Here is a 26834-nt window from a genome sequence, read left to right on the forward strand (position 1 = left end):
AACGCGTTTCTGGCAGCCAGACACAAAAAGTAAATCATAGTAGAACCGGAAGCCTTCGTCAATGAAAAAAGCCCGTGCCCCCAAAAGCTTCGGTCTGTGATAAGGCTTTGAAAATACATAATATTTGTTAAAAGAAATGGTTTCTTCTGTATTAATACAGAAGAACATGATGAAAGATAATTCGATTAAAGGAAAAAATAGTATAACGAATGGCGTTGAACCTCTAAAAGATAGAGGATAATAAAAATTCAAAAAATTATTATAAAACAGTTGACTCATTCTTATTACTGTTATAATATAGTCTCAAACAAACAAATTGTACTATAACAGAAAAGGCAGCTGAATTTCCAATTTGTTAATCTGAAGAAAAAGGAGAGAGACACATGATTCGTCAGGAAGATGTAAAGCAGATGGAAGAAGCCTGGGAGAACGAGGAACGGTGGAAAGGAATTATACGCCCGTATTCGGCGGAGGATGTGCTGAAGCTTCGCGGCTCGATCAAAGTAGAATATACACTCGCTGAGATGGGAGCGAATCGTCTTTGGAATTTAATGCAGGAGGACCCGTTCGTCCGGGCACTCGGGGCACTTACCGGAAATCAAGCCGTGCAGCAGGTGAAAGCAGGATTGAAAGCGATTTATTTAAGCGGCTGGCAGGTGGCCGCTGACGCTAACCTCTCCGGCCATATGTATCCGGATCAGAGCTTATATCCCGCCAACAGTGTTCCCCACGTAGTGCAGCGTATCAACCAGGCGCTGCAGCGGGCGGATCAGATAGAGCACCTTGAAGGAAACGATGAAACGAACTTCTTTGCTCCAATTGTAGCTGACGGGGAAGCAGGATTTGGCGGCCGTCTGAATGTGTTCGAATTAACCAAATCGATGATCGAAGCGGGAGCAGCCGGTGTACACTTTGAAGACCAGCTCGCGTCTGAAAAGAAATGCGGCCATCTGGGCGGAAAAGTGTTGATTCCAACAAGCACGGCTATACAAAATCTTATTTCAGCAAGACTTGCAGCAGACGTAATGGGCGTACCGACGATAATTGTCGCCAGAACGGACGCGAATGCGGCAGACTTGCTTACAAGTGATATTGACGCCTATGACCACTCATTTATCCGAAGCAATGAACGGACCGAGGAAGGCTTCTACCGCACAAATAATGGTCTGGATCAGGCAATTGCCAGAGGACTTGCTTATGCTCCGTATGCCGATCTGGTTTGGTGTGAAACCTCTGAACCCAATCTGGAGGAAGCACAGAAGTTTGCAGATGCGATCCATGAAAAATTTCCAGGAAAAATGCTTGCCTACAATTGCTCACCTTCCTTTAACTGGAAAGCCAAGCTGAGCGATGAAGAAATTGAAACCTTCCAGGAGCAATTGGGCGAGATGGGCTACAAGTTCCAGTTTGTTACTCTGGCCGGCTTCCACGCTCTTAATAACAGTATGTTTGAACTAGCTGGAGGCTACAAGGAACGGGGCATGGGAGCTTATTCCGAGCTTCAGCAAAAAGAGTTTGCCAACGAAGACCATGGCTACACAGCAACCCGCCATCAGCGGGAGGTTGGTACAGGATATTTCGACCAGGTAGCTACTACTATCTCAAGTGGAAAATCATCAACGACAGCAATGAAAGGCTCTACCGAATCGAGTCAGTTCAGCCGCTAAGTATATAAAATTATAAGGAGGTTTTTCCGGTGAGGGAGACAATGATGGAGTATCAAAGCGAAATGCCGACAATGATTTGCAGCGACTGCGGAGGCGAAATCACAGAGCACCAGGAAACGCCGATGATTCAATGTGATCATTGCTTAAGCAAAACGGAAGAATAAAAATTATTAAAGCCGGCATCCTGCGAAACAGCAGAATGCCGGCTTTTTTACTGTCTATGTTTCTATAAGAAAGCTCTCAGTCCAGCCATAAAATATCCGGAGGCTTGCCGTGTTATGGCAAGCCCCCGGGCAGGGGGCAATACTATTTGATTTCTGCCTTTAAGCGGCTTTTAGCTTCCCTGCGGCGTTGGTGCAGGATGGGCTCGGTGTAGCCATTAGGCTGATGGTACCCCTGAAAAACTAAATCGCAGGCGGCTTGAAAGGCAGTCGATTGTTCAAAGTCTGGGCTCATCGGACGGTATTCAGGATCGTGGGCGTTTTGTTCATCCACGACAGTTCCCATGCGCTTGAAGGTATCCATGACCTGCTGTTTGGAGCATACATGGTGGTGAATCCAGTTAGCGATATGCTGGCTTGAGATACGGAGGGTGGCCCGGTCTTCCATAAGAGCTACATTATTGATGTCCGGCACTTTTGAGCAGCCGATACCAAGCTCGACCCAGCGTACGACGTATCCAAGGATGCCCTGGGCATTGTTATCGAGTTCTTCCTGGATTTCAGCCGGGGACCAGTCTTCTTTAGCAGCCACAGGTATAGTTAAAATAGAAGCAAGGTGTGACTCAGACACCTGTTTTAAATCTTTTTGAACCTCCAGCACGTTTACCTTGTGGTAATGAAGAGCATGGAGGGCAGCAGCAGTCGGTGACGGGACCCAGGCGGTGGAAGCTCCGGCTTTTAACTGTCCGTCCTTCTGATCCATCATAGCGGCCAGCTGTTCGGGCATCGCCCACATGCCTTTACCGATCTGGGCACGCTGTTCGAAGCCGGCAGTAAGGCCGGTCTGGACGTTTGATTTCTCGTAGCTTCCGAGCCAGGCAGAGGCTTTCATTTCCCCTTTGCGGATCATCGGGCCTGCTTCCATAGAGGTGTGAATTTCATCTCCGGTCCGGTCCAGAAAGCCCGTATTGATGAACATGACCCGGTCTTTTACTTCCTTGATGCAGGCTTTTAGGTTAACTGTGGTTCTTCGTTCCTCATCCATGACGCCTATTTTTAAGGTGTGACGTTCTAAGTCCAGCATGTCTTCAATCCGGTCAAACAGTTTGTTTGCAAAGGCGGCTTCTTTAGAACCGTGCATTTTTGGTTTTACAATATAGATAGAGCCGCGGCGGGAGTTTTTGTATTTCCCGTTGCCAAGCAGGTCGTGTTTGGCAATAAGGCTCGTAATGACGCCGTCCATGATGCCCTCTGGAATTTCCTTTTCATTTTCATTTAATACAGCATCGGTGCTCATCAAATGGCCGACATTTCGGTTTAGCATTAGAGAACGGCCTGAGAGGACAAATTCTTCCCCTTTAGGAGAAGTAAAGCTGCGGTCGGGGTTCATGACACGTGTCATCGTTTTATCGCCCTTTTGAAACCAGGCATTAATATCTCCCTTGATGAGGCCCAGCCAATTGCGGTACACCATTGTCTTATCTTCTGCGTCCACAGCGGCTACAGAATCTTCACAGTCCATAATGGTCGTAAGCGCTGATTCGGCGACAACATCTTTTACTCCTGCCGGATCAGTTTTGCCGATGGGGTGCCCATAGTCAATTTGGATCTCGATGTGCAAACGGTGATGCTTGAGAAGGACAGCTACCGGCTGAGCGCTTGCGCCCTGGTAACCTGCGAACTGCTCAGGGTGCTGAAGCTTGTCTTTACTGCCATCTTGAAAAGAGACTTCAAGATGTCCGCCTTCGATGGAGTAACTGGAAGCTTCCTTATGAGAGCGGTGGCGCAGAGGGAAATATTCGTCCAAAAATTGTTTAGCGTAAGCAACGACCTTTTCTCCGCGTACAGGATTGTAGGCTTTCTGCTGCTGAGCTCCGTTTTCTTCATTAATGATGTCGCTTCCATACAAAGCGTCATAAAGGCTTCCCCAGCGGGCGTTAGCAGCATTAATGGCGAATCGTTCATTGCTGATAGGAACCACAAGCTGCGGGCCGGCCTGCACGGAAATCTCTTTGTCTATATTCTTAGTCGCAATTTGAAAATCCTCCGGTTCAGGCTCAAGATAGCCAATGCTTTCAAGAAAAGTCCGGTACTGTTCCGGCTCCCAGCGGGGGTGAGCCTGATGCCATTCGTGAATCTGATTCTGCAGGTTATCTCTCGTGTGAAGAAGAGCCTCGTTTTCCGGAGTTAAATCGTGAATAAGCTGGCTGAAGTCTTCCCAAAATTGTTTTTCCTCCAGACCAGAGCCGGGTAGTGCTTCTTCATTGATAAATTGGTATAAAGAAGGGTGAACAAAAAGCCTGCTTGCAGATCGATACGTAACCATGCTATTCCTCCTTTAGAGTAAGAGAGCAGAAAAAATGCTCCCACGGTATAACCTTATTGTATTATAACAGTTATATAAATATCAATACTGTTATATAAAATTGTGAAGGTTCGTCAAAGGAAATTTTCTTTAGTATAGTGGAAGCGTTAGAACTAAAGAATAGAAAGGGAAATACAATGACTCCGCAAATAGTACAATTCCTTGTGACGGCACATCTTTCAATGGTGGTCATCCTGCTGATATTGTTCGTTTCTGCAAATATTTTTTATAAGAAGGGAAGAAAAAAACCTGCTTCTGGAATACATTACGCCCTGCGGGGCGCTTACTTGCCGGGATTGATTTCCGGTGGGTTATTAATAGGCCTGACTCCGGATTTTCCTGCTATATTTTTAAAGGCTGCCACTGGCCTGCTGACTCTTATTTTTATGGAAATTCATCTCAATCATATAATCGGTCATGAGCGTCGCCCGAAGTTCGCTTTTCTTACGTATTTTATGATCGTGTTTACACTTATGCTAGGGCTGGTTTTTCCTTTAGGAATATCTGTTTAGGAATAAAATTAGAAACACCTGTAGAGATGCGAAATGGAGATAGAAGCCTGAAGCGAAACGAGTATACATCGGGCAGAAAACAGGATAAAATAACTAACATATGCAAAAATTTTGAAATAGCATTTGAATGGATATTTTCTACTTCAAGCAGAAAGGTGTTCCTTCTATTATGATTCAAAACCCCAAAGGAAAAGAGCGGATCGGCCTGGCGTTGATGCTTAGTATGCTTGCGATACTAGGACCGCTTAATATTGACATGTATCTGCCAAGCTTCCCGGGAATAGCGGCAGATTTGAATGCCCGCGCTTCAATGGTGCAGCTTAGTTTGACCGCCTGTCTTGTAGGTCTTGCCGTCGGTCAGGTAATTGTTGGGCCAATTAGTGATGCAAAGGGAAGAAGAAAGCCGCTTTTAGTTTCTATCACGCTATTTGCGGCCGCTTCGTTTGTCTGTGCGATTGCCCCAAATATATACATATTGATTGCTGCGAGACTGCTGCAGGGCCTAACCGCTTCTGCCGGGATTGTTGTTTCAAGGGCAGTGGTAAGAGATATTTTCAGTGGAAAGGAACTGACTCAGTTCTTTTCATTATTGATGGTCATTAACGCTATCGCCCCTATGGCAGCCCCGATGATTGGGGGCGCTATTTTACTCCTCCCATTTTCAGAGTGGTCGACGATTTTCCTTTTCCTCGCGGTCGTCGGGCTTGCCATCGTAATTACAATTGGTTTTCGGCTTGAAGAGACCCTTCCGGAAGAAAAAAGAACGCCGAGCTCACTTAAATACACGATCCGCACCATTGGCGATTTGTGGAAGGATCGATCTTTTATCGGCTACGCATTAACGCTTGGCTTCGTACATGGGGGCAGCTTCGCCTACGTTTCCGGCACACCGTTTGTGTATCAGGAGATTTACGGTGTCTCTGCCCAGGTGTTCAGTGTGCTTTTCGGCATTAACGGCCTGGCGATTATTACCGGAAGTTTTTTAATCGGCCGTCTGGCTGGTATTATTGCTGAACGCAAACTGCTTCGCACAGCGGTGATCACAGCTGTCAGTGCGAGTTCTTTTCTGTTGGCAATGACAATCATTGAAGGCCCGCTTGCCCTTCTGGTTATACCTATATTCATTTATATGACAGCGATGGGGATGGTGCTGACAAGTTCATTTACGCTGGCGATCGCCAAGCAGGGTCACCGGGCAGGAAGTGCAAGTGCCCTCCTCGGCATGCTGCCGCTTTTAATCGGTTCCATTGTTTCGCCGCTAGCGGGTATTGATGAAACAACAGCTGTGCCAATGGGAGCTATTATGTTTATTACGACCGTATTTGGACTGACGGCTTTCAGTACGCTCAGTGAACGTCCGCAAAAAGGATAAAACAAAACCGGTACGCTGTGTTGGAAGCGTACCGGCTTTTTATATCATGGCATTTTAGGATTGAACATTTTTTAATTTTTCCGGTGTTACATCGTTACCTTCGGGATCCTGGACGGTAGTGGTGAGAAGAGTTGCTTCCATCGATCCGCGGATCATTTGAAGGTACTCTTCACGAAGCAGTTTTTGCTCCTGCTGTTCACGTGCAGTAAGTCCCTGGTTTACTTTTTTTCGCGCCAGTTCGTTAATGCGAGGAAGCGTTGCGATCATGTGAATTCCCCTTTCGTTTTATACCCATACATGTATATGGTATAAAAATAGTATAGCAGAAGCCTGCTGCATATGCAACCCAGGGGCAACAGGCGGGATTCTTAATGCTTCAATTCCTGAAATTTGGTGACGGCTTCCACACGATTGCTTACTTCAAGCTTATCAAATATAACAGAAATATAGTTTCTCACAGTACCGTTGGTAAGAGATAGCTGCCGGGCTATGGCTGTAGTGCTTTTTCCTTCGGCGATTAGCGTAAGTACTTCTTCTTCACGTTTAGTAAGCGTGGCGGCTGTATCGTAGACCAGGTCCACTAAGTCAGGGGAATAAACCTTTCTGCCGCTCATAATAATACGGATGGATTGAGCCAGTTCTTCGCTTGGGCTATCCTTCAGAAGGTAGCCGCTGATCCCTGCTTTTCGGGCCCGTTCGAAATAGCCGCTGCGGGCGAAGGTGGTGAGAATAATAATCTTGCAGCTACTGTCCTTTAGTTCTTCAGCTGCCTCCAGTCCGCTTTTTACAGGCATTTCAATATCCATAATGCATATATCGGGCTGTTCCTCTTCAATGAGAGCCAAAGCCTCCTGTCCATTTTCCGCTTTGCCGACGACTTCCATATCTTCCTCTAAATCCAGTAAAGAACCAAGCGCTCCTAAAAGCATCTGCTGGTCCTCCACAATTACAATTCTTATCATGGCTGACGGCTCCTTTATTTAATTTGCTGCACCACCAGGGGTACTTGAATAGCAAGCTTTGTTCCTCTGGAAGAATAGCAGCTCAACTGGCCGTTGATGAAACTGAGGCGCTCTTTAATGCCCTGGAGCCCGCTTTCGGACCAGGATTTCTGGTCTGAAGAGATGCCCTTGCCGTCGTCTTCGACTGTAAGGGAAAGGCTGGTTGTTGATTGCTCGATCGTAATATAACAGTTTACTGCTTCACTGTGTTTTACCACATTGGTCACGGCTTCCTTTAAACACATGCTGAGCACGTTTTCAATGAGAGGCGGCGCTTCGTTAAAGGCGGCGCTGCCCTTTACATGAAGATTAATGCCTGCGGCCTGGAGAATTTCCTCCACACGCAAAAGCTCGTCGCTCAACTTCGCGCCTTTCATATTTGATACAAGCTCCCGAACTTCTTTTAATGCGGTGCGGGCGGTCTGATGAATGTCTATTAATTCTGCCTGGGTTCGTTCAGGTTTCGTATCGATTAATTTTCCGGCGAGTTCACTTTTTAAACCAATCAACGAAAGCTTTTGTCCAAGAGTGTCGTGAAGGTCCCTGGCAATACGCTGACGTTCTTCAAGAACGACAAGCTGGGAGATACGTTGGTTCGCTTCCTGGAGCTCAGTTTCAAGCTTTTCGCGTTTGTTTCGGTTGTATATGTTGAAAGGAAGAAGAATAACTCCGATAACGCTGATAGCAATAAAAGGAAGCTGCATCATAAACAACTCATTTTGAACGTAAAAGCCGGTAATAACCGCGGCCAGAGTAGTAATAAGGTGTAGAATGTACAGGGTAATAAAGCCGGCTTTATGCTGGATGTTTCCAATAAAGAAGGCTAAAAACAGGGAAAAATAAACATAACCAAAATAAAGGGTCATGCCGATGCTGATGATCATTTCAATGCTCACAGATAAATAAACCGTCCAGCCTTTTTTAATGAAGGATAACCGATAGGTGGTAAAGAATAGCAGAATCATACATACGCCGAGTATGATTTCAAAGTAGGTGGCAGAGCGGATAATAAAATAAAACGGCAGCAAACAGAAAATGATCCATGCGTATAAGCTGAGGCCCGTGCTTTTTGGAAATATGTCGAACCAGTGATGCATAAACGGGCTCCTTTTTCATGAGACGTAGCATTTCTTTATAAAAGTATAGCAAACCCCTCTCCGTTATAGAGAAGGGTTTGTGTTTAAGATTTTTTATCCGACGGCACAGGGGAAGCTAACGCATCCTTTGCTTGTCTTTTGCTGCGAATATTTGCTTCTTTGAAGCTCACAAATGTTTTGTTTGTTTCATCATACAGGCGGAAGCGAATGGAGGTCAGGCTTGTCCATAAAGTGATGGTGGTCGCCTGCTGCAACGGTTCAATATTTTCGTGGGTTTTTGCTAAATTATAGTTTGGCACTCTCGGGCTGAGGTGATGGACGTGATGATAGCCAATGTTGCCGGTGATCCACTGCAGGACTTTCGGCAGCTGGTAGTAAGAGCTTCCATCTACTGCAGCCTTTACAAAGTCCCATTTGTCTTCGTTTTCAAAGTAGGAATCTTCGAACTGGTGCTGAACATAAAAAAGCCAAATGCCGAGAAATCCTGCGGTGAACAGCATTGGGATTTGAATAGCGAAAAAGGCAGCCCAGCCAACAAGCCAGATCAGCAAAGTGTAAATCACGACAAGGGAAATGTTCGTAAAATACGTGTTCAGCCGTTCTTTTCGTTTTGCATTTTTACGATTGAAGCGATTTTCAATAAGAAATAAGTAAAATGGGCCTAAAAAGAAAAGCACGAACGGGTTGCGGTATAAACGATAGCTGAGTCGGAGCCACCTGCTGGCATTTTGGTATTCATCAACAGTCATTACCCAAACGTCTCCGGTGCCCCGTTTGTCGAGATTGCCGCTCGTGGAGTGATGGATCATGTGGCTTCTTTTCCATTTAGCATAGGTGAAGTGGGTAATGATGCCGGTTAACGTGCCGATACGGTCATTCGCTTTACTGCTTTTGAAAAATGAACCATGCGTACAATCATGAAAGATGATAAAGGTACGGACGATAAAGCCTCCGGCGATGATTGCAAGAGCAACAGTTATCAGTGGAGATATGGAATACGCTGCGTACGCAAGCACCCAAAGGGCCAATAAAGGAAGGATAGAGTTGCATAACTGTATAATACTGGCTTTATGGTCAGAACGTGCATACGGCGCAGCGCTCTTTTTTAATTGTATTTGTTCTTGTCTGCTCATGATTGATTGCTCCCTGCTGTATGGGTTATGTATCTATTAATAGGATATAAAAATTAGGCTTTGTCTGTAAGTCATAGACGTCAGGAGGAAAAAATGACAAGTGTCATATGCGAGTTGAAATATGTGGAAGGAAATAAAATATGTTCAAAAATGAGCGGGCAAAGTAAAGCCTCACGGCGAATGCATCCTGGGCAGACCAAAGCCTCTGAACATACAGTGGTTCAGAGGCTTTGCATTTTTATAAAGCGTAGTTTGAACGAAGGGCGTGAGTCAGTTCAGAAACAATATCAATATCTTTAAAGCTGATACCAAGCTGGACAGCGGTTTGGGCCATTTCCGGCCGCATACCGCACAGCGTAGTTTTTACACCGACCAGCTTTAAGGCAGTGGCGAGCTGCATGATGCGCTGCGCGACGAAGGTAGTAATATCGCGAACGCCTGAAAGGTCAATATACAGGCGCGTTAATTCGCTTTCTGTACATTGCTTTAACGTATGCTCTACAATAACCTGCCCCCGTTGTTCATCAATGTGGCCGATAAGCGGAAGAAGTCCGGTTTTCTTTTGAATTAAGATGATCGGAGAGGAAAGTTCTAAGATCATCGCTTCTTTCAGCTGCATCTGTTCGTTCATATGATAAATGGCTTCTTTCATGAACGCCCGTCCGGCATAGTCGAAAGCCTGCAGGGCTTTGCGCTGCCAGTTGAGCACATGATCGATTGGAATTGATTCCTCGTATTGATGCACAAACAGGCGGATCTGCTCTAAAATAGCGTTACGGTAATAGGTGAATTCTTCCTGAATAGTCAGCATCGGCTGCCACATTTCTTTATTTTCTTCAACAATAGCACCTATTTTTTCTTCAAAATGTTCATAAAACTGGGTTTCTTCCTCCCGGAACACATGAATAAGTTCCTGGGCAAAAACTTTTTTCATTTCTTCGAGCTTTTGGTTTGTATATTCCCCGGAAATATTGTCAGAAGAACTCCCGGATGATGAGTCACGCATGGTATCTATATGTTCGATCAAGTAATCGTATAAGGAGTCGTCAGCTTTTTCCTGGTTAAATTGCACGGGCGTTGTCCTCCAAAATAAAAGTATGGTGCCGAACAGTCTAATTATAGAGCTTTGAGGGGAAAGTCACAAGTTATCTATCCGTATTCATACCACATAATTCCCATCGTTTCGGCTCCGCCATGAACACCGATCACCGGGCTGAGAGGGCAGAGGTGAATCGAGAGGCCGGGGGACAGTTCCTGAATCTTTTCTTTCCATACTTCGGCTTTTTCTTTCGTTGTAGTATAAATAATGCTCATATTTTCGACACGGAAGGAGGTTATGGCATCCTCAGCAATCTGTAGAAGCCTGCTCTCCGCTCGTTTTCGGGTGCGAATTTTTTCAAAGGGGATAATCTGTCCTCCATCGAAGGTGAGAAGAGGATGGATTTTTAAAAGAGTACCAAGAATCAGTTTCCCCCGGGAGATTCTGCCTCCTTTATGGGCCTGTTCGAGACTTCCAAGCAGTAAGTAACCCCTGGCATGGCTCGCCATCTCTTTTAACTGTTCCTGTATTTCCCCTGGCGTGCTGCCTTCGTCTGCCAATTGGGCTCCCCTCACCAGCAGGGGGCGAATGCTCCCAGCCCCCATTTTTGAATCTACCGTGAAAAGCGGGAAGCCGGCCATCTCAGCTGCAAGTTCCGCTGTTTGAAGAGTGCCGCTCAAATGGCTGCTAATATGTACAGCGATTCCTGCATCGTAAGAACTCTTTAACTGTTCAAACAGCTCGGCAAAGCTGCCGACAGACGGCTGGCTGGTCGTTGGGAAAACTTCTTCATGTGGAAGGCGCCTGTAAAATTCATCCGTTGTAATTTCAATATTTTCCTTGTAGCTTTCATTATCAAAAACTACGGATAAAGAAACGATATGTATATTGTACCTCGCGGCTGTTTCTGCATCGATAGAGCTGGTGCTGTCTGTGATAAGGGCTATGCGTTGTGTCATTCTTCACCTCTTTTTATCCATGTTGATTTGATAGCGTTCTCACTATTCTTTGAAGCATTATACAGAATTATGGGCAGGAATTCGAATGAATCCCAGTGCCCGTGTAAAAATAACGGCAAAGAAAAACATGTCCGGGCCCATACAGGTGCCGGGACATGTTTTAGTTAAAAAGCAGGGCGAATAGAGAAAAGCCAATTACGACGGTGAATAAAACCGTCATGTGATTCAGCGAAAAGATGAACATTGTAGTGGCCCATTTTTTGCTGTCCATCCGCCGGTAGCATATAAAGCTTGCTGCAAGCCAGGCTGCGCTTAATACGAAGGAAACACCGACGATAAAGCTGCTGACGGGGAGAAAAAGAAAACTCGAGAGGGTTAACAATACAAGGTAGACGTTTGTCTGTATATAGGTTCTGCGGTTCCCTTTAACTACCGGAAGCATTGGAATGCTTGCTGCTTTATATTCATCATGCCTGCGTATAGCGATAGCATAGAAGTGCGGCATTTGCCATAAAACCATAATAACGAAAAGCCCGAGAGCTGCCGGATGGAAAAAATCATTGGATATAGCAGCCCAGCCGATAAGAGGCGGCACTGCTCCGGAAATACTTCCGATCTCTGTATTATAAATCGTGCGTCGCTTGCTCCACATCGTATAAGGGACAACATAAAAGAATAATCCAATAAAACCAAAAAAAGCTGCGAGCGGTGAAGCTGCATATAAAAATCCTAACCCCGTAAGTGTCATAACACTTCCCAGTATAAGTGCATTTTTCAGCTGCATCCGGCCAGTTGCCGTAGGGCGGTTTTTCGTCCGGTCCATAATTTTATCAATGTCGCGGTCGTACAAGTTGTTAAACGTGCCGGCAGCACCGATAACGAGACCCGAGCCAAGTGTGGCAAGGACTATCGCTCCCATTTTATCGAAAAAAGCGATATTGTGAATATATAAAGCAAGGGTAATCCCTGCAAACATAACGATTAAATTGGATTTAATAATCCCTGTTTTAATCGTTTCCGCCAGTACTTTACGAAGTGCCTGTTTCGGGGCAGCGAGGGTTCCTTGTTGAACAGTTCGTTCGATATTTTCCGATTTCATTTTATTCCCCCCAACCGTGTTCATCCGATACTAATGTACCACATATATCGTTAAAATTAGAGATATTGGCGAAAAAGTTCGCTATCTTGTCAATTGTTTGTGAACGATTCATGACAAATTCATCCCTGTGATACGTACTTCGTACTTTTAGCAAACAAAATTATATTCTCACATTAACTGCATATTGGCAAGTGTTACCTACCGGCTGCTCAGCAGCGGAGGCAAATGTAAAAAAAGAAAATTGTTCATACTCTGCCCTGCCGTCATAAAAGCCGCCCAAATGATGGGCGGCTGGGGATCAGCTGTGTTTTGTTTTTAATTCATGGAGCATTTCATGCACAGCGTGAGCGACGCCGTGTTCGGTATTTGTTTTTGTAGAAAAGCGGGAGACCTCTTTGACTTCCGAGACAGCATTACCCATGGCAACGCTCCGGCCTGCCATCTGGAGCATATTTAAATCGTTAAAATTGTCCCCCAGGGCCATAACATCCTCAAGGGAAACTCCCAGCTCGAGCGCAAACTCCTGAAGAGCGAAGCCCTTTTGAGCCCGTACGTGGTTTAATTCGAGATTTCCTATCCCTGAAGAAGTAAGGGCCAGCTCGTTATCGTCCCGAAGTTCATATTTCATCTGCTCGAGTACGGAAGCTTCCGAAGAGAAGGCGAGCATTTTATACACTTCGAGGTCCTTGGAGTCGAGAATTGAAAAGAAATCATCTGCGAACTGAAAGTTTTCATCCTCGAGCCTGCGTGCAGCATATTGTTCTGCTGCAGCTGTCGTCAGCTCTGGGTGGGCTGTCTGCAGCATCCCTACGACGACATTCATATATGCTTCTCTTGACGGGGCAAAAATGCCCTGGCTGGTAAATAATTCAATGTAGGAACCGGCAGCATGGTGTACAGTTAAAATTCGTTCACAGGAGCTTTCTGTGATTGGGGCAGAGCGTTGTACTTCTTGTCGGTTTTTGTAAGTAACCGCACCGTTCATGCTGATAATTGGGTAAGAGAGTCCTGCCGATTTCAACGGCCTGTTTGCGGCTTCATATGTCCGCCCGGTAGCGATGACGATATCAATGCCTTGTGCCGAAGCTGCCTGCAGTGCTTCGGCGTTGTCTTTGCTGATTTCTCCGTTTTGATCCAGTAAGGTTCCGTCCATATCCGTTGCAATTAGTTTCATTTCTTTTCCTCCGATATGCTCTCGATCTGTTTAGCCTCTTTAATTGTTACTTTCTATTATCGAACACTTTTTCCAAGTCATCAACTTTTTTAACTGCAGCAGAAGCGTGGAAGAAGGAAAAACATCGACAGCTTATCTTACAAGGTAATTGAAGAATTCGTAATTTTTCGACAGAATGAGAGTAGTTTGTGAAGAGTTCGGAAAACATATTTCGCTCTGCGGGAGGGAGGTGTCTGACATGAAAAAACAGCATGTAGTCATTATTGGAGGAGGGCCTGCAGCTATCCGTCTGATGGAACAGCTGCGTGAACGGTCTGCCCGGGTGCATATTTCTATTTTCAGTAAAGAAAAAACGCTCCCATATAATCGGATCCAGCTTTCATCCTATTTAAATGGAGAAATAACAGAAGAAGGCTTAACCACCTATACAAATAAATGGTTCCACCAGAATAATGTTTCCTTTCATCCGGGAGAAACGGTAGAGGAAGTATTAAAGGAAGAAAAGAAAATTATTACAGCAGGTGGGGGGGAGCATTCCTATGACTACTTAGTTTTTGCTACAGGCTCATCACCGCTGATTCCGCCGGTGGAAGGTGTAGAAAAAGAGGGGGTATTTCCTTTTCGCACGCTGGAGGACTGCCGGAGACTTGTAGACGCGGCGGAGCATAAGCGCCGGATACTGGTCATTGGCGGTGGTCTGCTCGGACTGGAAGCGGCGAATGGATTGAGCCGCTTCGAGGCAGAAGTAACGGTAATACAGCGGGCGGACAATATTATGGACCGGCAGCTTGACCGGCAGTCTGCTGCTATGCTGCAGGGAAAGCTGGAGCGGCGCGGGGTGAAATTTTTGCTGGGGAAGGCCGTTACTTCCATTTTGGGGCTCCGTAAGGTAGCGGGGATTAGTTTTGGCGACGGGACACACATGGAGGCAGATATGGTGGTGTTTGCTATTGGCATCCGTCCGCAGCTGAAGCTTGCAGAAGCGTCAAGTATTAAGACGAACCACGGGGTAATCGTGAACGACCGAATGGAAACGAGTGAAAAGCACATATATGCGATAGGCGAATGTATCGAACATGACGGACGGACCTATGGCCTGGTGCAGCCGGTGAACGAACAGGCAGATGTGCTGGCCAGGCGTTTGAGCGGCGAGCATAAAGCCTACTACAAAGGTTCAAGTACTTCGGCAAAGCTGAAAATATCTGGAGTGGAATTGTTTTCTGTAGGGTCTTTGATCGAAGATGAAGCTACAAAGTCATGGGTACTTCACGATGAAGAAAACGAGCTTTATAAAAAAATTGTTTTTCGTCATAAAACGGTGCAGGGAGCTGTACTTTACGGTAATACGTCCAACAGCGATCTGCTAAAGAGTTTGGTGATGACGGATAAACCGATCAACGCCTCAGAGAAAAAACAACTGCTGTCAGCAAGCAGTGAGCCGTCCGGCTTTCTGCTGGAAATGCCGGGCTCTGACACGGTATGTGCCTGTAATAATGTAAATAAAAACACGATTATTCAGGCCGTACAGGAAAAAGAACTGACCACACTGCAGGAAGTTAAAACCTGTACGGGGGCTTCTACCTCCTGCGGGGGCTGCAGCAGTATGGCAGAGGGACTGCTGAAGCTTGCCTGTGAAGGGAAGGTGGAGGCAGAAAACAAAGCAGAAGCGCTGTGCGACTGCACGGGGCTTGACCACCCTGCGTTGATTAGCCGGCTGATGGAAGTAAAACCATCGACGCCGGAAGAAGCGATGAAGGCATTGAATTGGAAAACGCCGGAAGGATGCGGAATGTGCCGGCCTGCCATCGCGTATTATCTCTATATGATTCAGATGAAGCAAGGAGAGCTCTCCAGCAATGAAACGATGCCATTCACCTATTCACCGTACATTTCTTTGGAAGCAGATGGCACCTATACCCTGCAGCCAATCATGAAAGCAGGAATTATTTCCCCAGCTTTAATCAAAAATCTAAATACCGTTATCGAAAAACACCAATTGAGCAATTTTCACATTACGGCGGGCGGACGCATACAGCTCCCCTATGTGGAAGACAAAGACGTGGTGGAAGTATGTGACAGCCTGGATATCCCTCTTCTCAACTTTCCAGGTTTTCAAATGACGGCTGTGCAGAGTGTATTTAAAGACCAGATCCGGGAGCGTCACCACCCTGGGATGGTCCCGTACGCTCTGGAGCTCGAGGAACCGGTAGAAGCCGTTCCTTTTCCTGACACACTTCGTTTTGTCATGCTGGAGGGCTTTTCCATTCTTGAAGGCAATCATGTTGATGCAGGACTGCTAAGGATGGAAGATAAGTGGGAGTTCCATATTTACTTTGAGGAAAAGCCCGTGCTGCTGTTTTCAACTCCCACTTTTATGGAGATAAAAGAGTACATTTGGGCGCTTCTTCAATATTACCGGGAAACCGCCTTTTTTAAGGAATCATTTGCCGGATGGTGCGGACGTATGACTATCATCCATATACGGGAAGGAATATTCGATCCGGAGACAAGAGAGCAGCTGCTCCACCAGTTAAGTGCTTGTTTGAAAAAACCGCTGCCGTATCATTTTTCGGTTCCAGAAGGGAGTACAATTCATGAATGATTTCGGATCCAATTACGGACAAACGATAGAGCCGGCGGTGCTCGAAGAAAACCGGCACCAGGCTCAGTGCCCTTTCTGCAGCATGCAGTGTAAAAAGGAAGTAGTGGAGCAGATTACTACAAGAGGCGTTAAATATAAAACCGTTGGAGTGGATAACCCCACCACGCATGGCCGATTATGTGTCAAAGGCCACTCGGCCTATCAGCACGTGATTCATGAAGACCGGATCACCAACCCGATGAAAAAAGTGGGTGGGCGTTTTAAGCCCATTGAATGGGAGGAAGCGCTGGATATTATTGAACAGCGGACGAAGGAAATTCAGGAGACCTCCGGCAAAAATGCTTTATCGGTATACGGCGGCGGTTCGCTTACAAATGAAGAAGCCTATCTGCTCGGTAAATTTGCCCGGGTGGGGCTGCAGACAAAATACATCGATTACAACGGGCGGTTCTGTATGTCTTCTGCTGCTTCAGCGGCGACAAAGACGTTCGGGGTTGACCGCGGTTTTACCAACGGCATAGAAGAGATTCCAAACGCAAAATGCCTCATACTCGCCGGTACTAATATTGCCGAATGCCAGCCGACTATTATGCCTTATTTTGAACAGGCGAAGCAGAACGGGTCCTTTATTATTGTGATTGATCCAAGAGTGACAGAAACGGCTAAAATGGCAGACCTGCATTTGCAGCTAAAGCCCGGCGAAGACTGGTCTTTGACGACCGCGCTTTTAAAAGTGATTTTTGATAAAAATCTGCAGAATAAAGAATTTTTGCAGAACCGTACGGAAGGCGCGGAAGAGCTTGAAGCTTACGTGCGCCAGTACAGCGTAGAGGAACTGGCGAAACGGGCAGACGTGCCCCGGGGTGATATTGAGCAGGCGGCTACAATCTTCGCCGAAGCGGGGACAGGCATGATATTTACTGCGCGGGGAGTGGAGCAGCAGATTGACGGGCACCAGGCTGTCCGTCATTTTATTAATTTAGCGCTAGTCTGCGGCCATATTGGCAAGCCGGGTGCAGGATACGGAGCGATTACCGGCCAGGCAAACGGCCAGGGAGGCCGGGAACACGGTCAAAAATCTGACCAGCTTCCGGGGTACCGCTCAATTGAAGACCCAAAAGCCAGGGAGCATATGGCTGCGGTTTGGAATGTGAATGAGAAGGATATGCCCGGCAAAGGTGTGTCCGCCTACGAAATGATGCAGAAAACAAAGAACGGGGAAATTAAAGGAATGTTTTTAGTAGGTTCGAATCCAATTGCTTCCAATCCGAATGCCTCTATTGTGAAGGAGGGACTTGAGGCACTTGATTTTTTAGTGGTCGTGGATTTATTCATATCCGAAACAGCCGAATGTGCTGATCTGGTCCTCCCATCGACTGCTTATATTGAAGACGAAGGAACACTCACAAATATGGAGGGACGGGTCACCTGGAGACAGGGAGGCCGCCCGGCACCCGGCCAGGCAAAGCATGACTGGGAGATTTTATCGCTGATAGCTTCACGTCTTGGCAAAGGAGAGTGGTTCAGCTACCGCTCAGCAGAAGAAATTTTCGAAGAGCTGCGTCTTGCTTCGAAGGGAGGGCCGGCTGATTATTACGGAATCACGTATGAACGGATTAAACAGGAAAATGGTGTCTTCTGGCCATGCCCTTCCCTGGAAGAGAAAGGAAGGCAGCGCCTGTTTGACGAGTCATTTGTACACAGTAACGGTAGAGCCCACTGCTTTACCCCAGAACACGAAGAAGAAATTATCAAAGAACGGCTGTCGGAAGCGAGACCGCTGTATTTAACGACCGGCAGGGTTATGTCTCATTATTTGACAGGGGTGCAGACAGGAAAAAGCGCGAGGTTAAATGCCCGTTATTTTGAATCATTTGTCGAAATTCATCCTGAAACAGCAGACAAGTATGGCATTAAAGAAAACGATCTTGTTACTTTGGAATCTCTGCAAGGATCTATTGTGGTTAGAAACCAGTGGTCGGAAAATATCCGGAAGGACACCATTTTCGTGCCTTTTCACTGGGCTGGCAAACAGAACGTAAACCGGCTGATTGCTGGCACCCTGGACCCAGTCTGCCAGATGCCTGGGTTCAAGCTGGCAGCTGTCTCCATGAAGCCGGCAGAAGCTAAAAAACAAGAAATATAACAGATATAATGAACGCTGCCGGCATTGGCAGTGTTTTTTTGCGGTGAAGGGTCGTTTGAAAAATAAAAAAACCAGCCCCTGACCTGGTTGTAAAAGGCACGGGGGCTGGCCGGGGTTTATGGCTGACATGGCAGGCGATGGCCTCTGCAGCCCGCGGAGCCTGTCAAAACAGGTCCAAGGCCGCGGCTCAGCGGTCTTTCTCAGAAGCCTGGCTAACGTAGGAAACGGCTTTCCTTGAACGGAACGCGGCTTCTTTTGCTTTTTCTTTAAGCAGTTGGTCCTCCTTGGAGAGATAATAGTCGTCAGCGAAGGAATTCTCCGGTTCCTCGAGGGTGAAATAGCATATGATAAAACTTACAAAAGCTCCTCCGGCCAAAATGAAGAAAAATTGGCTTGGGGTGACAAACGTATATAACGTTAAATATACACTTGCGCCGATGCTTCCGTATGCTCCGGTCATACCGGCCACCTGCCCGGTGACCCGTTTTTTTACCATTGGAACCATTGCGAAGGTGGCGCCTTCGCCTCCCTGCACAAATAATGAAGTGAGTACCGTCATGAGCACAGCCAGTATTACCGGCCAGCCGGAGTTAATCATGCCCATACCGCACATGCCGATCACGATGCCGGACATATAAACGAGCATCACCTTCCGGCGGCTTCCGAGGCGGTCAGAGAGTACCCCGCCAAGTGGACGCGCGAGCAGGTTCACAAAAGCAAATGATGCCGCAATAAGCCCGGCTGTGGCCGGAGTAAGGGAAAAGGTGAGCTGAAAAAACATCGGCAGCATAGACACAATCGCAAGTTCTGCGCCGAAGTTGGCAAAATACGTACTATTCAGAGCTCCGACGTTTTTGAAATTATACTGGTCGTCCTTTGCTACACCTTGCTTAATAATAGGAACGTTTATTTTCACAATCATATACATCTGGTAAATCAATACGAATCCTACAGCTATAAAAATGCCGTACACAACAGAAGGAGAGATAAAGCCCATGTCGAACACCCTCCAGGCACTGAGAGCCACGGCGCCACCAATAGGTAGAGTCCAAAACATCAATTGAGCCATATCTCTCCAGGAGCTCACTTCCATGGCGCCGGAACGCTTCGGTTTGATAAGCGTATGGCCCTCCGGCGTATCGCGAACGTTTAAGTAGAACACAATACCATAAATAAAGCAGACAACCCCGGTGAAAGCGACGGCGTATCTCCAGCTGTCATCGCCGCCGATAAGGGTGATGGCGAGCCATGGAAGAACGATAGCCCCCGCTGCCGAACCAAAATTGCCCCAGCCGCCGTAAATCCCTTCAGCAAAGCCTACGTGCTTGGGTGGGAACCATTCTGCGATCATGCGGATACCGACTACGAAGCTTGCGCCAATACTCCCGAGCACAAGCCGGCTGATGGCAAGCTGCGCCCAGGTGCTTCCGAAGGCGAAAATGAAAGTAGGTACAGCCATAATAATCAGTAGGGTGGAAAAGACGACCCGCGGGCCAAAGCGGTCAAGGAGAGACCCGATAATAATCCGGGCCGGAATAGTCAAAGCGACGTTCATAATTCCGAGAGCGGCAATATGTTCTGTCGTAAGCCATCCAAGGTCAGCCATCATGGTAGTGGCAAGTGGAGCCATGTTATACCAGGCAAAAAATGAGATAAAGAACGCAAACCAACAGAAATGGAGAATCTTAATGCGTTCATCCTTAAAGCGGAAAAGATCTTTAATAGTCAAAAGGGGAACCTCCTAAGGTTGGGTAATTATTTTTGGTTTATTCAAAAAACATTGGAAAGTTCGCGCACGCATACTTATTTCTCAGGAAGTTCGCCGGTGCGGCAGAAAAAGCTTTATTTTAAAAGCAGATAAACCGTATTGTTTTCCACTCTTGTGCCATAGGAGGCGGTACAGCCTTCGTCCGCCCCCTGGGCCCGCCCGTCGTGTAAACTGATTTTCCAGTCATGGAGAGGGCAGAAGACGTGCTCCCCGCTGACTATCCCCTGGGAAAGGGGCCCTCCTTTATGAGGGCACTTGTTCTCCAGGGCGAAAATAGTGCTGTCTTTCGTCTTGAAAATAGCGATCGAGGTTTCTTCAATAATTACCTCTTTAGGAATGTCCACTGCAATCTCATCAACGGTGGCTACTGCTATTTCTTTTTGCTTATTTATATTATTCATCTTTGTGCCTCCCTCATATTAAACAAGCTCTACTTTGCGCTGTTCAAACAGCTCCTGTTTTTTCTTTTCGTTATAGGTAAGTTCTTTCCACGGGTCTTCGCCCTTATGCTCGAGGGACACTTCCATGCGCTCAATTAAGTTTGCCCGTTCCTCTTCATCTTCAAGAACCACCGCTTTTACATGATCGAGACCGACCCGTTCGATCCAGTGAGAGGTGCGCTCGAGGTAGTGGGCGGATTCCCGGTAATATTGAAGAAAAGCGCTGATAGAATCCAACAGTTCGTCGTCACTGTTCATTTTTCCAAGCAGTTCACCGCCCCTGAGATCCACGCCGCCATTTCCACCGACATACATTTCCCAGTGACCTTCAAGGCCGACAATTCCAATATCTTTGATGCCGGATTCTGCACAGTTTCTCGGGCAGGCGGAGACCGCCATTTTTACCTTGTGGGGGGTGTTAAGCCGCTCGTATTTTCGCTCGATGGTCATTCCCATTCCAATGGAATCCTGGGTGCCAAAACGGCAGAAACCTTCACCTACGCATGTCTTTACGGTACGTATTGATTTTCCATAGGCATGGCCGGAAGGCATGTCAAGGTCTCCCCAAATGGCCGGAAGGTCTTCTTTGTTGACACCGAGCAGATCAATACGCTGGCCGCCTGTCAGCTTAAGGAGAGGCACTTCATATTTTTCTGCTACATCGGCAATCTTTCGAAGCTGGTCTGAATTAGTGACTCCCCCGTACATCCTTGGTACAACGGAATAGGTACCGTCATTTTGGATATTGGCATGCACGCGTTCATTGATAAAGCGGGAGGCATAGTCATCTTCATATTCTTCCGGTTTTGATACGCTTAGATAATAGTTCAGGGCCGGCCGGCATTTGGAGCACCCTTCTGGTTCCTTCCATCCCAGCACGTTCATCACTTCCCGTGTATGGGAAAGTTGTTTGGCTTTTATCTCTTTGATAACCTGCTCGTGGGAGAGGTCGGTGCACCCGCACAGTGGCTCCACTTCATTGACGGCAGCCCCGTCGCCGAGCGTGGCATTCAGCAGGTCGGAAACGAGCGGTTTACAGCCGCCGCAGGAGCGGGAAGCGTTCGTGTGCTGTTTGACCTCGTTGACGGAGGTAAGGCCCTTTTCGTTAATAGCAGAAACGATTTCTCCTTTACAGACACCGTTGCACCCGCAGATTGTTTCTTCGTTTGCCATATCCACCACCGGGCTCTCCATCGGGGCGTTGCTTTCAGAAGGAAGAATGATCCCTTTACCAACCTCGGAGATGTCTTCTTTTTTATTGATAAGGTTTAAAAGCTTCGGCGAGTCAGTGGTATCTCCGAATAAAACAGCTCCGACCACCTTGTTATCACGGATGTTTACTTTTTTATAAACGCCGTCAAAATCGTCATGGACGAGCACAGATTTTAAATCGTCCGCTTCGCCAAATTCACCGGCAGAAAACACGTCGACGCCTGAAACCTTTAATTTGGTTGATGTAAGCGAGCCCTGGTAGCCGGTTCCTGCGGGTTCTTTGGATACGAGCCGTTCAGCCAGAATTTTTCCCTGTTCATACAAGGGAGCTACTAGTCCGTAAGCGATGCCGTTATGCTCTGCGCATTCGCCGACGGCGTACACGTCGGGAGCGCTCGTTTCAAGAAAGTCGTTCACGATAATCGCGCGGTTTGTCTTCAGGCCGGAGTTTTCTGCAAGGCCGATATTTGGACGGATACCGACAGCGATAACAATAAGGTCGGCGTAAAGCGATTCGCCGTCTTTGAAATGAAGACCCTGTGCGCGTTTGCGGCCGAAAATCTGCTCTGTCTGCTTTTCCATATGGAACCGCATGCCCTGGTTTTCAAGTTCACGCTTCAGCATTTTGGAGGCATTAGGATCGAGCTGGCGTTCCATTAACTGATCCTGGAGATGGATCACTTCTGTTTCCATGTTTAGGTTCAGCAGGCCCCGGGCGGCCTCAAGTCCCAACAGGCCGCCGCCGATAACGGCCGCTTTTTCATGCTTTTTGGAAGCTTCAATCATCGTTTCAGTATCTTTTATGTCCCGGAAGGAAATGACCCCTTCTTTATCAGATCCGGGAATAGGAGGCATGAAAGGGTTGGAACCGGTAGCAACAATCAGATGGTCATACGCACATACAATCCCGCCGGCGCTTTCCACCTGCTTGTTATTCGTATCAATACGAGTGACTTCATCGCCTGTGTAAAGGGTGATATTATGTTCTTCATACCAGTCATAATCATTCAAAACGATATCTTTTAATTCGCTGTCCCCCTGGAGGACAGAAGAAAGAAGAATGCGGTTGTAGTTTGGGTGGGGTTCCTTGCCGAAAACTGTAATTTCAAAACGGTCCGGCTCCTGCTTTAAAATTTCTTCAATGGTGTACATGCCAGCCATGCCGTTGCCGATTAAAACGAGACGTTCTTTATTCATAGATGAAACCTCCTCATATAATTTAGATAATTCTGAATTTTTTTCGTCGTGTTAAATACCAGCCGGAGTTTTTACAGGAAAAGAAGTAAGGCTGTTTAACTGTTCCGTCATTTTTTCAAATGATAATGAAGGATCTATATAAAACACGTCTTCTTCATCAGAAGGGAAAGCCTCCTTATCAAAAATAATGTAAACAGGAGAAGCGGTGGTGTGCAGTTCGCTGATCATACGGTTGACGTTCGGCTTCAGCCGTTTGCAGGATGCATAATTGGGAACAAAAATGGTATCGACAAGCTCTTCTTCAAGCAGGCGCCAAAGAGCGTGTTCAGCGTTGGATGAAAGGCATCCAGCGTCAATGGGCTGCTCCGTATGACAGATAGCGGTTTGCTCATCCTGCAGATAATCCGTAAATTGCTGGAGCCCCGGGGCCCCGTCGGTGAAGGCTGCAATGTTTCGGACGGTCTTTCTGCCTGGGTTAAACCACTGCGTCCGGGCATGCATTGCTGTAACAGAGCCAACCACAATAATGGCAGGATTTGCAATCTGTTCTTTGTTAACTGTTTCTTCAAGTCTGGCGAGCGAAGCGGCGGCTGATTGCTGTTTACCGTAAGTGCCCCACTGCACAATAAGCACCGGCTCTTCGGGGGAGCGGCCGTGCTGGGTCAGCTGCTCTGCAATCCACCCGGCGTGTTTGACGCCCATATAAAAAACAATCGTATCGGAGCCGGCAGCAAGCCCGTGCCATTGGATGTCGGGCATGCCGTCCTGCTGTTTGCCGTGGCCGGTCACCACGGTGTAAGAGCGGGAATGTTCCCGGTGGGTCAAAGGAACACCGGCATAAGCCGGGGCGGCGCTTCCGGAAGTCACGCCGGGGATGATTTCAAAGCGGATCTGATGCTTTTGAAGCTCCTCGGCTTCTTCTCCGACTCTTCCAAAGACTCCCGGATCTCCTCCTTTTAAACGGACGACCCGGCTGCCGTGTCTGGCATGGACCCGAAGCTCGTGGTGAATGTCATGCTGCCGGAGCGTATGCCGGCACGGCTGTTTACCGCAGTATATAAATTTTGCATCGGGAGAAGCCTGCAGCAGGAGCCCGGGGTGAGCCAGGCGGTCGTAAATGACTACGTCTGCCTGCTGTAGTTTACGCAGCCCCTTAGCGGTGATTAATTCAGGATCACCTGGACCGGCGCCTACAAATGAAACGATTCCAGTATAATTGCTGCCCATGCTGCACCTCTTTCCTTTTAATATGTACAGGGAGTAGTTATTTTCTTGATTACGATTTTTATTCTAGGTAAAGCTAGAGGGCAAAGCAGTATATGTGAAAGAAAACTTAACGTACTTTTTTCTTTTTTCGTACTATCGGACTTATTCATACGCACGCTGGCGAAAATTTCATAAATAATAGTACGAAAACCGCATTACCTCTGTAAGTAAATCTGACAGTAACGTGTTGAATACCGGTGGGGAAAGAAAAATTCAAGAGATTGTTAAAAATATGAATCGGAAATATAGGTAATTAGAACTTTATTTAAAAATAAACGCAATAAAAAGTTTGAACCCGGTAGGTAAAAGGTAAAACGAATTAAAGTAGTTATTAAATTTAGAGTTAGAAAGTGAGTGTTAGTCATGATTCGTACTATTTTGATGGTTATTGGAGCTATTGTTGTAATTGGAGCAATCCTCTCCCTAATCTAATTTAAAAGAAATTGCTTAAATGATTACATTAAAAGGCCCTCTCCAGCCCAGCGAATTCATGACTGTTTACTTCCAAAACAATTTATTGGAAAAGCATGAGAGCTTCCGGCCGGGTGAGGGTTTTTGCGTATAGATTAATTTTCACATAAGAAAGGTGAGGTACAGTGACCGACGCTAAAGATAAAGTTACGTACGGATTGATGGCCGCCGGCAGCCTTATTGGCGGTGCGCTCCCTCTAATTACTAAAGGCACGAAAAATAAACTCCATTCTCCGAAAGACTCCTCCAGCGAAGAAAATGCTGTTGAGTCCACAGAGAGCCAGGAAAAAGAAAAAAAAGCTCCCCGGCTCAAACAGACAGTTAAAAAGCCTGCCACAAAAGCAAAGCAGGCGAAAGACAATGTAAAGGAATCGGGAAAACAACTGGAAGGCACCGTGGAAAACAAGACGAAAAGTGCTGAAAATAACACAAAAAAAGCAGGAGAACAGGCTAAAGAAGCTGTTTCGGGAAAAGCTAAAGGGGCCAAGCAGGCAGCTGATGCGAGTAAAGTTGTTTATAAAGGAAACAAAAAGGTAAAAGAAACAAAAGGCAGGATAAATGGAGTTAAAAACACTGTTGGTGAAAAGGTAGAAAAAACCGGCAGGAAAATACAAGATCAAGAAAATGCTCAAAGCATTACTAATAAAGACAAAGAAGAGACAGAATTGTCAGCCGGGAAAGCAGATAGTGCTCCAAAAAAGGCGAAAAAGGTTTCTAAAAAATCTTCACGACGATTGACGGATGCGACCGGCCTTGAACAGAGCGCAGCTTCAGCAGAGCCGGGGATGGAAAACGCAGAAGAGTCGACGTTAACTCAGGAAATAGAGCGCCGGCCGGAAGAAGTGGATGAAGCTGAAGTTAATGCCTACCAATCCGAGAAGCAAAATGGAGGCAAAATGAACCATAGCCTGACCGACGTAATGGATACCGTGAACGATTTCTTTGAGAACTATGTGGCTGAGCCCCAGCGGATTACTTCTACGGAAAAACAGAAAGGCCAGTGGCTGGTAGAAATTGAAGCGTTGAATAAAGAAGGCAGAAAGTCGAAAAAAGAAACGTATCAGGTGCAGGTGGATGATCAGTTAGAGGTAACCTCCTATAAGCGAATAGACGAAAATAAATAATGCTTCGGTTTGAGGAGATCAAATTATGGCAAAAAAGATTTTATTAACTGAAGGCGGAAAATATGTTGATGGTTCAAAGCCAAAGGTAAGAAAAACATTCTCCGTTCCGGACGAAGCCTGGAAGAAAACTCACTTTTCCTCCTATTCTAAAGGAGGGTCATCCGGGGACAACTCATCCGGTGAGCAATCCAGTGAAGAACAGTCCAATAATGAGGAAAAAAAGAGTTCCACGGATGAAGAATCATTTTTGGATAAGGTAAAAGGCGGCGGTCAAAAAGCCGCTAAATGGGCGTCCTTTAAAAAACCGAAGGAAGTCCTCGATGAGCAGACAGAAGATACGTTCATTGAGCCTGTTAAAGACACGGTAGAAGAAATTGCTGACTTGAACCCCGTAGAAACAACGAAAAATATGATTCAGGGAAATGCCAAAGAAGAGCTGGTGAAAACCGCTACAGAAGGGGTGAAGAATAATCCTAAGGCTGCCAATGCCGTAGCTGCAGCCTATATGGGCAAAAAGTTTTTTAATACTCTGGAGAGCGCCCGGCTGGCAAAGGAACATGCGCAGGAAAAAGTACAGGAAACCAAGCAGGCATTGGAAGGAAAAGGAGAAGAAGCCCAGGAAAAACTGCAGAAAGCTGTCGAGCAGGCCAAAGAAAAAGGCCAGGAAGCCCAGGAAAAACTGGGGGAAGCTACAGGGCAGCTGCAGGAAAATGTCCAGGGCGGCTCCAAGAAGTCCGGGAAAGGGGGCGGTAAAATCCTTCGCTCGCTGCCTGAAAAAGGGTTGAGCGATCTAAAAGGAATGGAAGATATTAAAGGACCGTCGAACATCAAGACTTACAGCGAGTCCAGGTTAAGAAGCTATGATGAGGTTAAGGGCGTTGATGATATCAAGGGTATAAGCGAATTGAAAGGCTTATCTGACATCAAGAGCTACAAGGAATCGAAGCTGAAAAGCTACGATGATATTAAAGGTATCAGCGCCATTAAAGGAACAGAAAATATTAAGAATTATGATTAAGGAGTGAAAGA

At 46.6% G+C, this 26834-nt stretch carries 21 protein-coding genes; 8 read left to right on the forward strand and 13 right to left on the reverse strand.

What is annotated here, in order from left to right:
- The first annotated feature begins 383 nt into the window (after positions 1 to 383).
- Both aceA and B5066_RS16565 read left to right on the forward strand, forming a co-directional pair.
- Positions 384 to 1667 (forward strand): isocitrate lyase, encoded by a 1284-nt coding sequence (aceA, locus tag B5066_RS06890; RefSeq protein ID WP_079475211.1) that lies wholly within the window; start codon positions 384 to 386, stop codon positions 1665 to 1667.
- A 29-nt stretch (positions 1668 to 1696) separates the two neighbouring features.
- The gene (locus tag B5066_RS16565) at positions 1697 to 1831 is read left to right on the forward strand and encodes a YhfH family protein (RefSeq protein WP_233133275.1); all 135 of its coding nucleotides are present in this window, start codon (positions 1697 to 1699) and stop codon (positions 1829 to 1831) included.
- Positions 1832 to 1973: 142 nt separating this feature from the next.
- Here B5066_RS16565 and B5066_RS06895 read toward each other — a convergent pair whose 3' ends face one another.
- On the reverse strand, positions 1974 to 4154 hold the full coding sequence (locus B5066_RS06895) for a malate synthase G (RefSeq protein ID WP_079475212.1): 2181 nt from the start codon (positions 4152 to 4154) through the stop codon (positions 1974 to 1976).
- 137 nt (positions 4155 to 4291) lie between these two features.
- On the opposite strand from B5066_RS06895, the gene B5066_RS06900 reads away from it, so the two are divergent.
- Both B5066_RS06900 and B5066_RS06905 read left to right on the forward strand, forming a co-directional pair.
- Entirely contained in the window at positions 4292 to 4705 is a 414-nt protein-coding gene (locus B5066_RS06900; protein ID WP_143745407.1) for a DUF1516 family protein, read from the forward strand.
- A gap of 169 nt (positions 4706 to 4874) precedes the next feature.
- Complete coding sequence (locus B5066_RS06905) at positions 4875 to 6077, forward strand: Bcr/CflA family efflux MFS transporter (RefSeq protein ID WP_079475214.1); 1203 nt, start codon at positions 4875 to 4877, stop codon at positions 6075 to 6077.
- 54 nt (positions 6078 to 6131) lie between these two features.
- Here the strand turns inward: B5066_RS06905 and B5066_RS06910 are convergent, their stop codons facing one another.
- From B5066_RS06910 to B5066_RS06945, 8 genes are all read right to left on the reverse strand, one after another.
- Positions 6132 to 6344: a DUF896 domain-containing protein gene (locus B5066_RS06910; RefSeq protein WP_079475215.1), complete on the reverse strand. Its 213-nt coding sequence runs from the start codon at positions 6342 to 6344 to the stop codon at positions 6132 to 6134.
- A gap of 101 nt (positions 6345 to 6445) precedes the next feature.
- Complete coding sequence (locus tag B5066_RS06915) at positions 6446 to 7039, reverse strand: response regulator transcription factor (protein WP_079475216.1); 594 nt, start codon at positions 7037 to 7039, stop codon at positions 6446 to 6448.
- Positions 7040 to 7053: 14 nt separating this feature from the next.
- Positions 7054 to 8175 carry a sensor histidine kinase gene (locus B5066_RS06920; RefSeq protein WP_079475217.1) on the reverse strand — a complete coding sequence of 374 codons (1122 nt, stop codon included), beginning with the start codon at positions 8173 to 8175 and terminating at the stop codon, positions 7054 to 7056.
- A gap of 83 nt (positions 8176 to 8258) precedes the next feature.
- Complete coding sequence (gene desA / locus B5066_RS06925) at positions 8259 to 9308, reverse strand: Delta(5) desaturase DesA (protein ID WP_079475218.1); 1050 nt, start codon at positions 9306 to 9308, stop codon at positions 8259 to 8261.
- Positions 9309 to 9546: 238 nt separating this feature from the next.
- On the reverse strand, positions 9547 to 10380 hold the full coding sequence (locus tag B5066_RS06930; RefSeq protein WP_079475219.1) for an STAS domain-containing protein: 834 nt from the start codon (positions 10378 to 10380) through the stop codon (positions 9547 to 9549).
- Positions 10381 to 10457: 77 nt separating this feature from the next.
- Positions 10458 to 11306, reverse strand: a complete 849-nt coding sequence (locus B5066_RS06935; RefSeq protein ID WP_079475220.1) for a DegV family protein — start codon at positions 11304 to 11306, stop codon at positions 10458 to 10460.
- 160 nt (positions 11307 to 11466) lie between these two features.
- Positions 11467 to 12405: a heme o synthase gene (gene cyoE / locus B5066_RS06940; RefSeq protein WP_079475221.1), complete on the reverse strand. Its 939-nt coding sequence runs from the start codon at positions 12403 to 12405 to the stop codon at positions 11467 to 11469.
- Between the two features lie 298 nt (positions 12406 to 12703).
- On the reverse strand, positions 12704 to 13579 hold the full coding sequence (locus B5066_RS06945; RefSeq protein ID WP_079475222.1) for a Cof-type HAD-IIB family hydrolase: 876 nt from the start codon (positions 13577 to 13579) through the stop codon (positions 12704 to 12706).
- 238 nt (positions 13580 to 13817) lie between these two features.
- On the opposite strand from B5066_RS06945, the gene nirB (B5066_RS06950) reads away from it, so the two are divergent.
- Entirely contained in the window at positions 13818 to 16181 is a 2364-nt protein-coding gene (gene nirB, locus B5066_RS06950; protein WP_179124047.1) for a nitrite reductase large subunit NirB, read from the forward strand.
- Positions 16174 to 18327, forward strand: a complete 2154-nt coding sequence (gene nasC / locus B5066_RS06955; RefSeq protein ID WP_079475224.1) for an assimilatory nitrate reductase catalytic subunit NasC — start codon at positions 16174 to 16176, stop codon at positions 18325 to 18327. Before nirB (B5066_RS06950) ends, nasC begins: the two co-directional genes overlap by 8 nt.
- A gap of 187 nt (positions 18328 to 18514) precedes the next feature.
- On the opposite strand, the gene B5066_RS06960 is transcribed toward nasC, so the two are convergent.
- The 4 genes from B5066_RS06960 to cobA form a co-directional block, all read right to left on the reverse strand.
- Positions 18515 to 20056 (reverse strand): MFS transporter, encoded by a 1542-nt coding sequence (locus tag B5066_RS06960; protein ID WP_079475225.1) that lies wholly within the window; start codon positions 20054 to 20056, stop codon positions 18515 to 18517.
- A 113-nt stretch (positions 20057 to 20169) separates the two neighbouring features.
- Positions 20170 to 20496: a nitrite reductase small subunit NirD gene (nirD, locus tag B5066_RS06965; protein ID WP_079475226.1), complete on the reverse strand. Its 327-nt coding sequence runs from the start codon at positions 20494 to 20496 to the stop codon at positions 20170 to 20172.
- A gap of 18 nt (positions 20497 to 20514) precedes the next feature.
- A complete protein-coding gene (gene nirB / locus B5066_RS06970) occupies positions 20515 to 22944 on the reverse strand; it encodes a nitrite reductase large subunit NirB (RefSeq protein WP_079475227.1) in 2430 nt (809 codons plus the stop codon).
- Between the two features lie 51 nt (positions 22945 to 22995).
- Complete coding sequence (gene cobA / locus B5066_RS06975) at positions 22996 to 24171, reverse strand: uroporphyrinogen-III C-methyltransferase (protein WP_079475228.1); 1176 nt, start codon at positions 24169 to 24171, stop codon at positions 22996 to 22998.
- A 635-nt stretch (positions 24172 to 24806) separates the two neighbouring features.
- Here cobA and B5066_RS06980 point away from each other — a divergent pair.
- Complete coding sequence (locus B5066_RS06980) at positions 24807 to 25805, forward strand: hypothetical protein (protein ID WP_079475229.1); 999 nt, start codon at positions 24807 to 24809, stop codon at positions 25803 to 25805.
- 25 nt (positions 25806 to 25830) lie between these two features.
- Entirely contained in the window at positions 25831 to 26823 is a 993-nt protein-coding gene (locus B5066_RS06985; protein ID WP_079475230.1) for a hypothetical protein, read from the forward strand.
- The last annotated feature ends 11 nt before the right edge of the window (positions 26824 to 26834 follow it).

It is taken from the genome of Marinococcus halophilus (assembly GCF_900166605.1).
GTDB lineage: Bacteria > Bacillota > Bacilli > Bacillales > Marinococcaceae > Marinococcus > Marinococcus halophilus.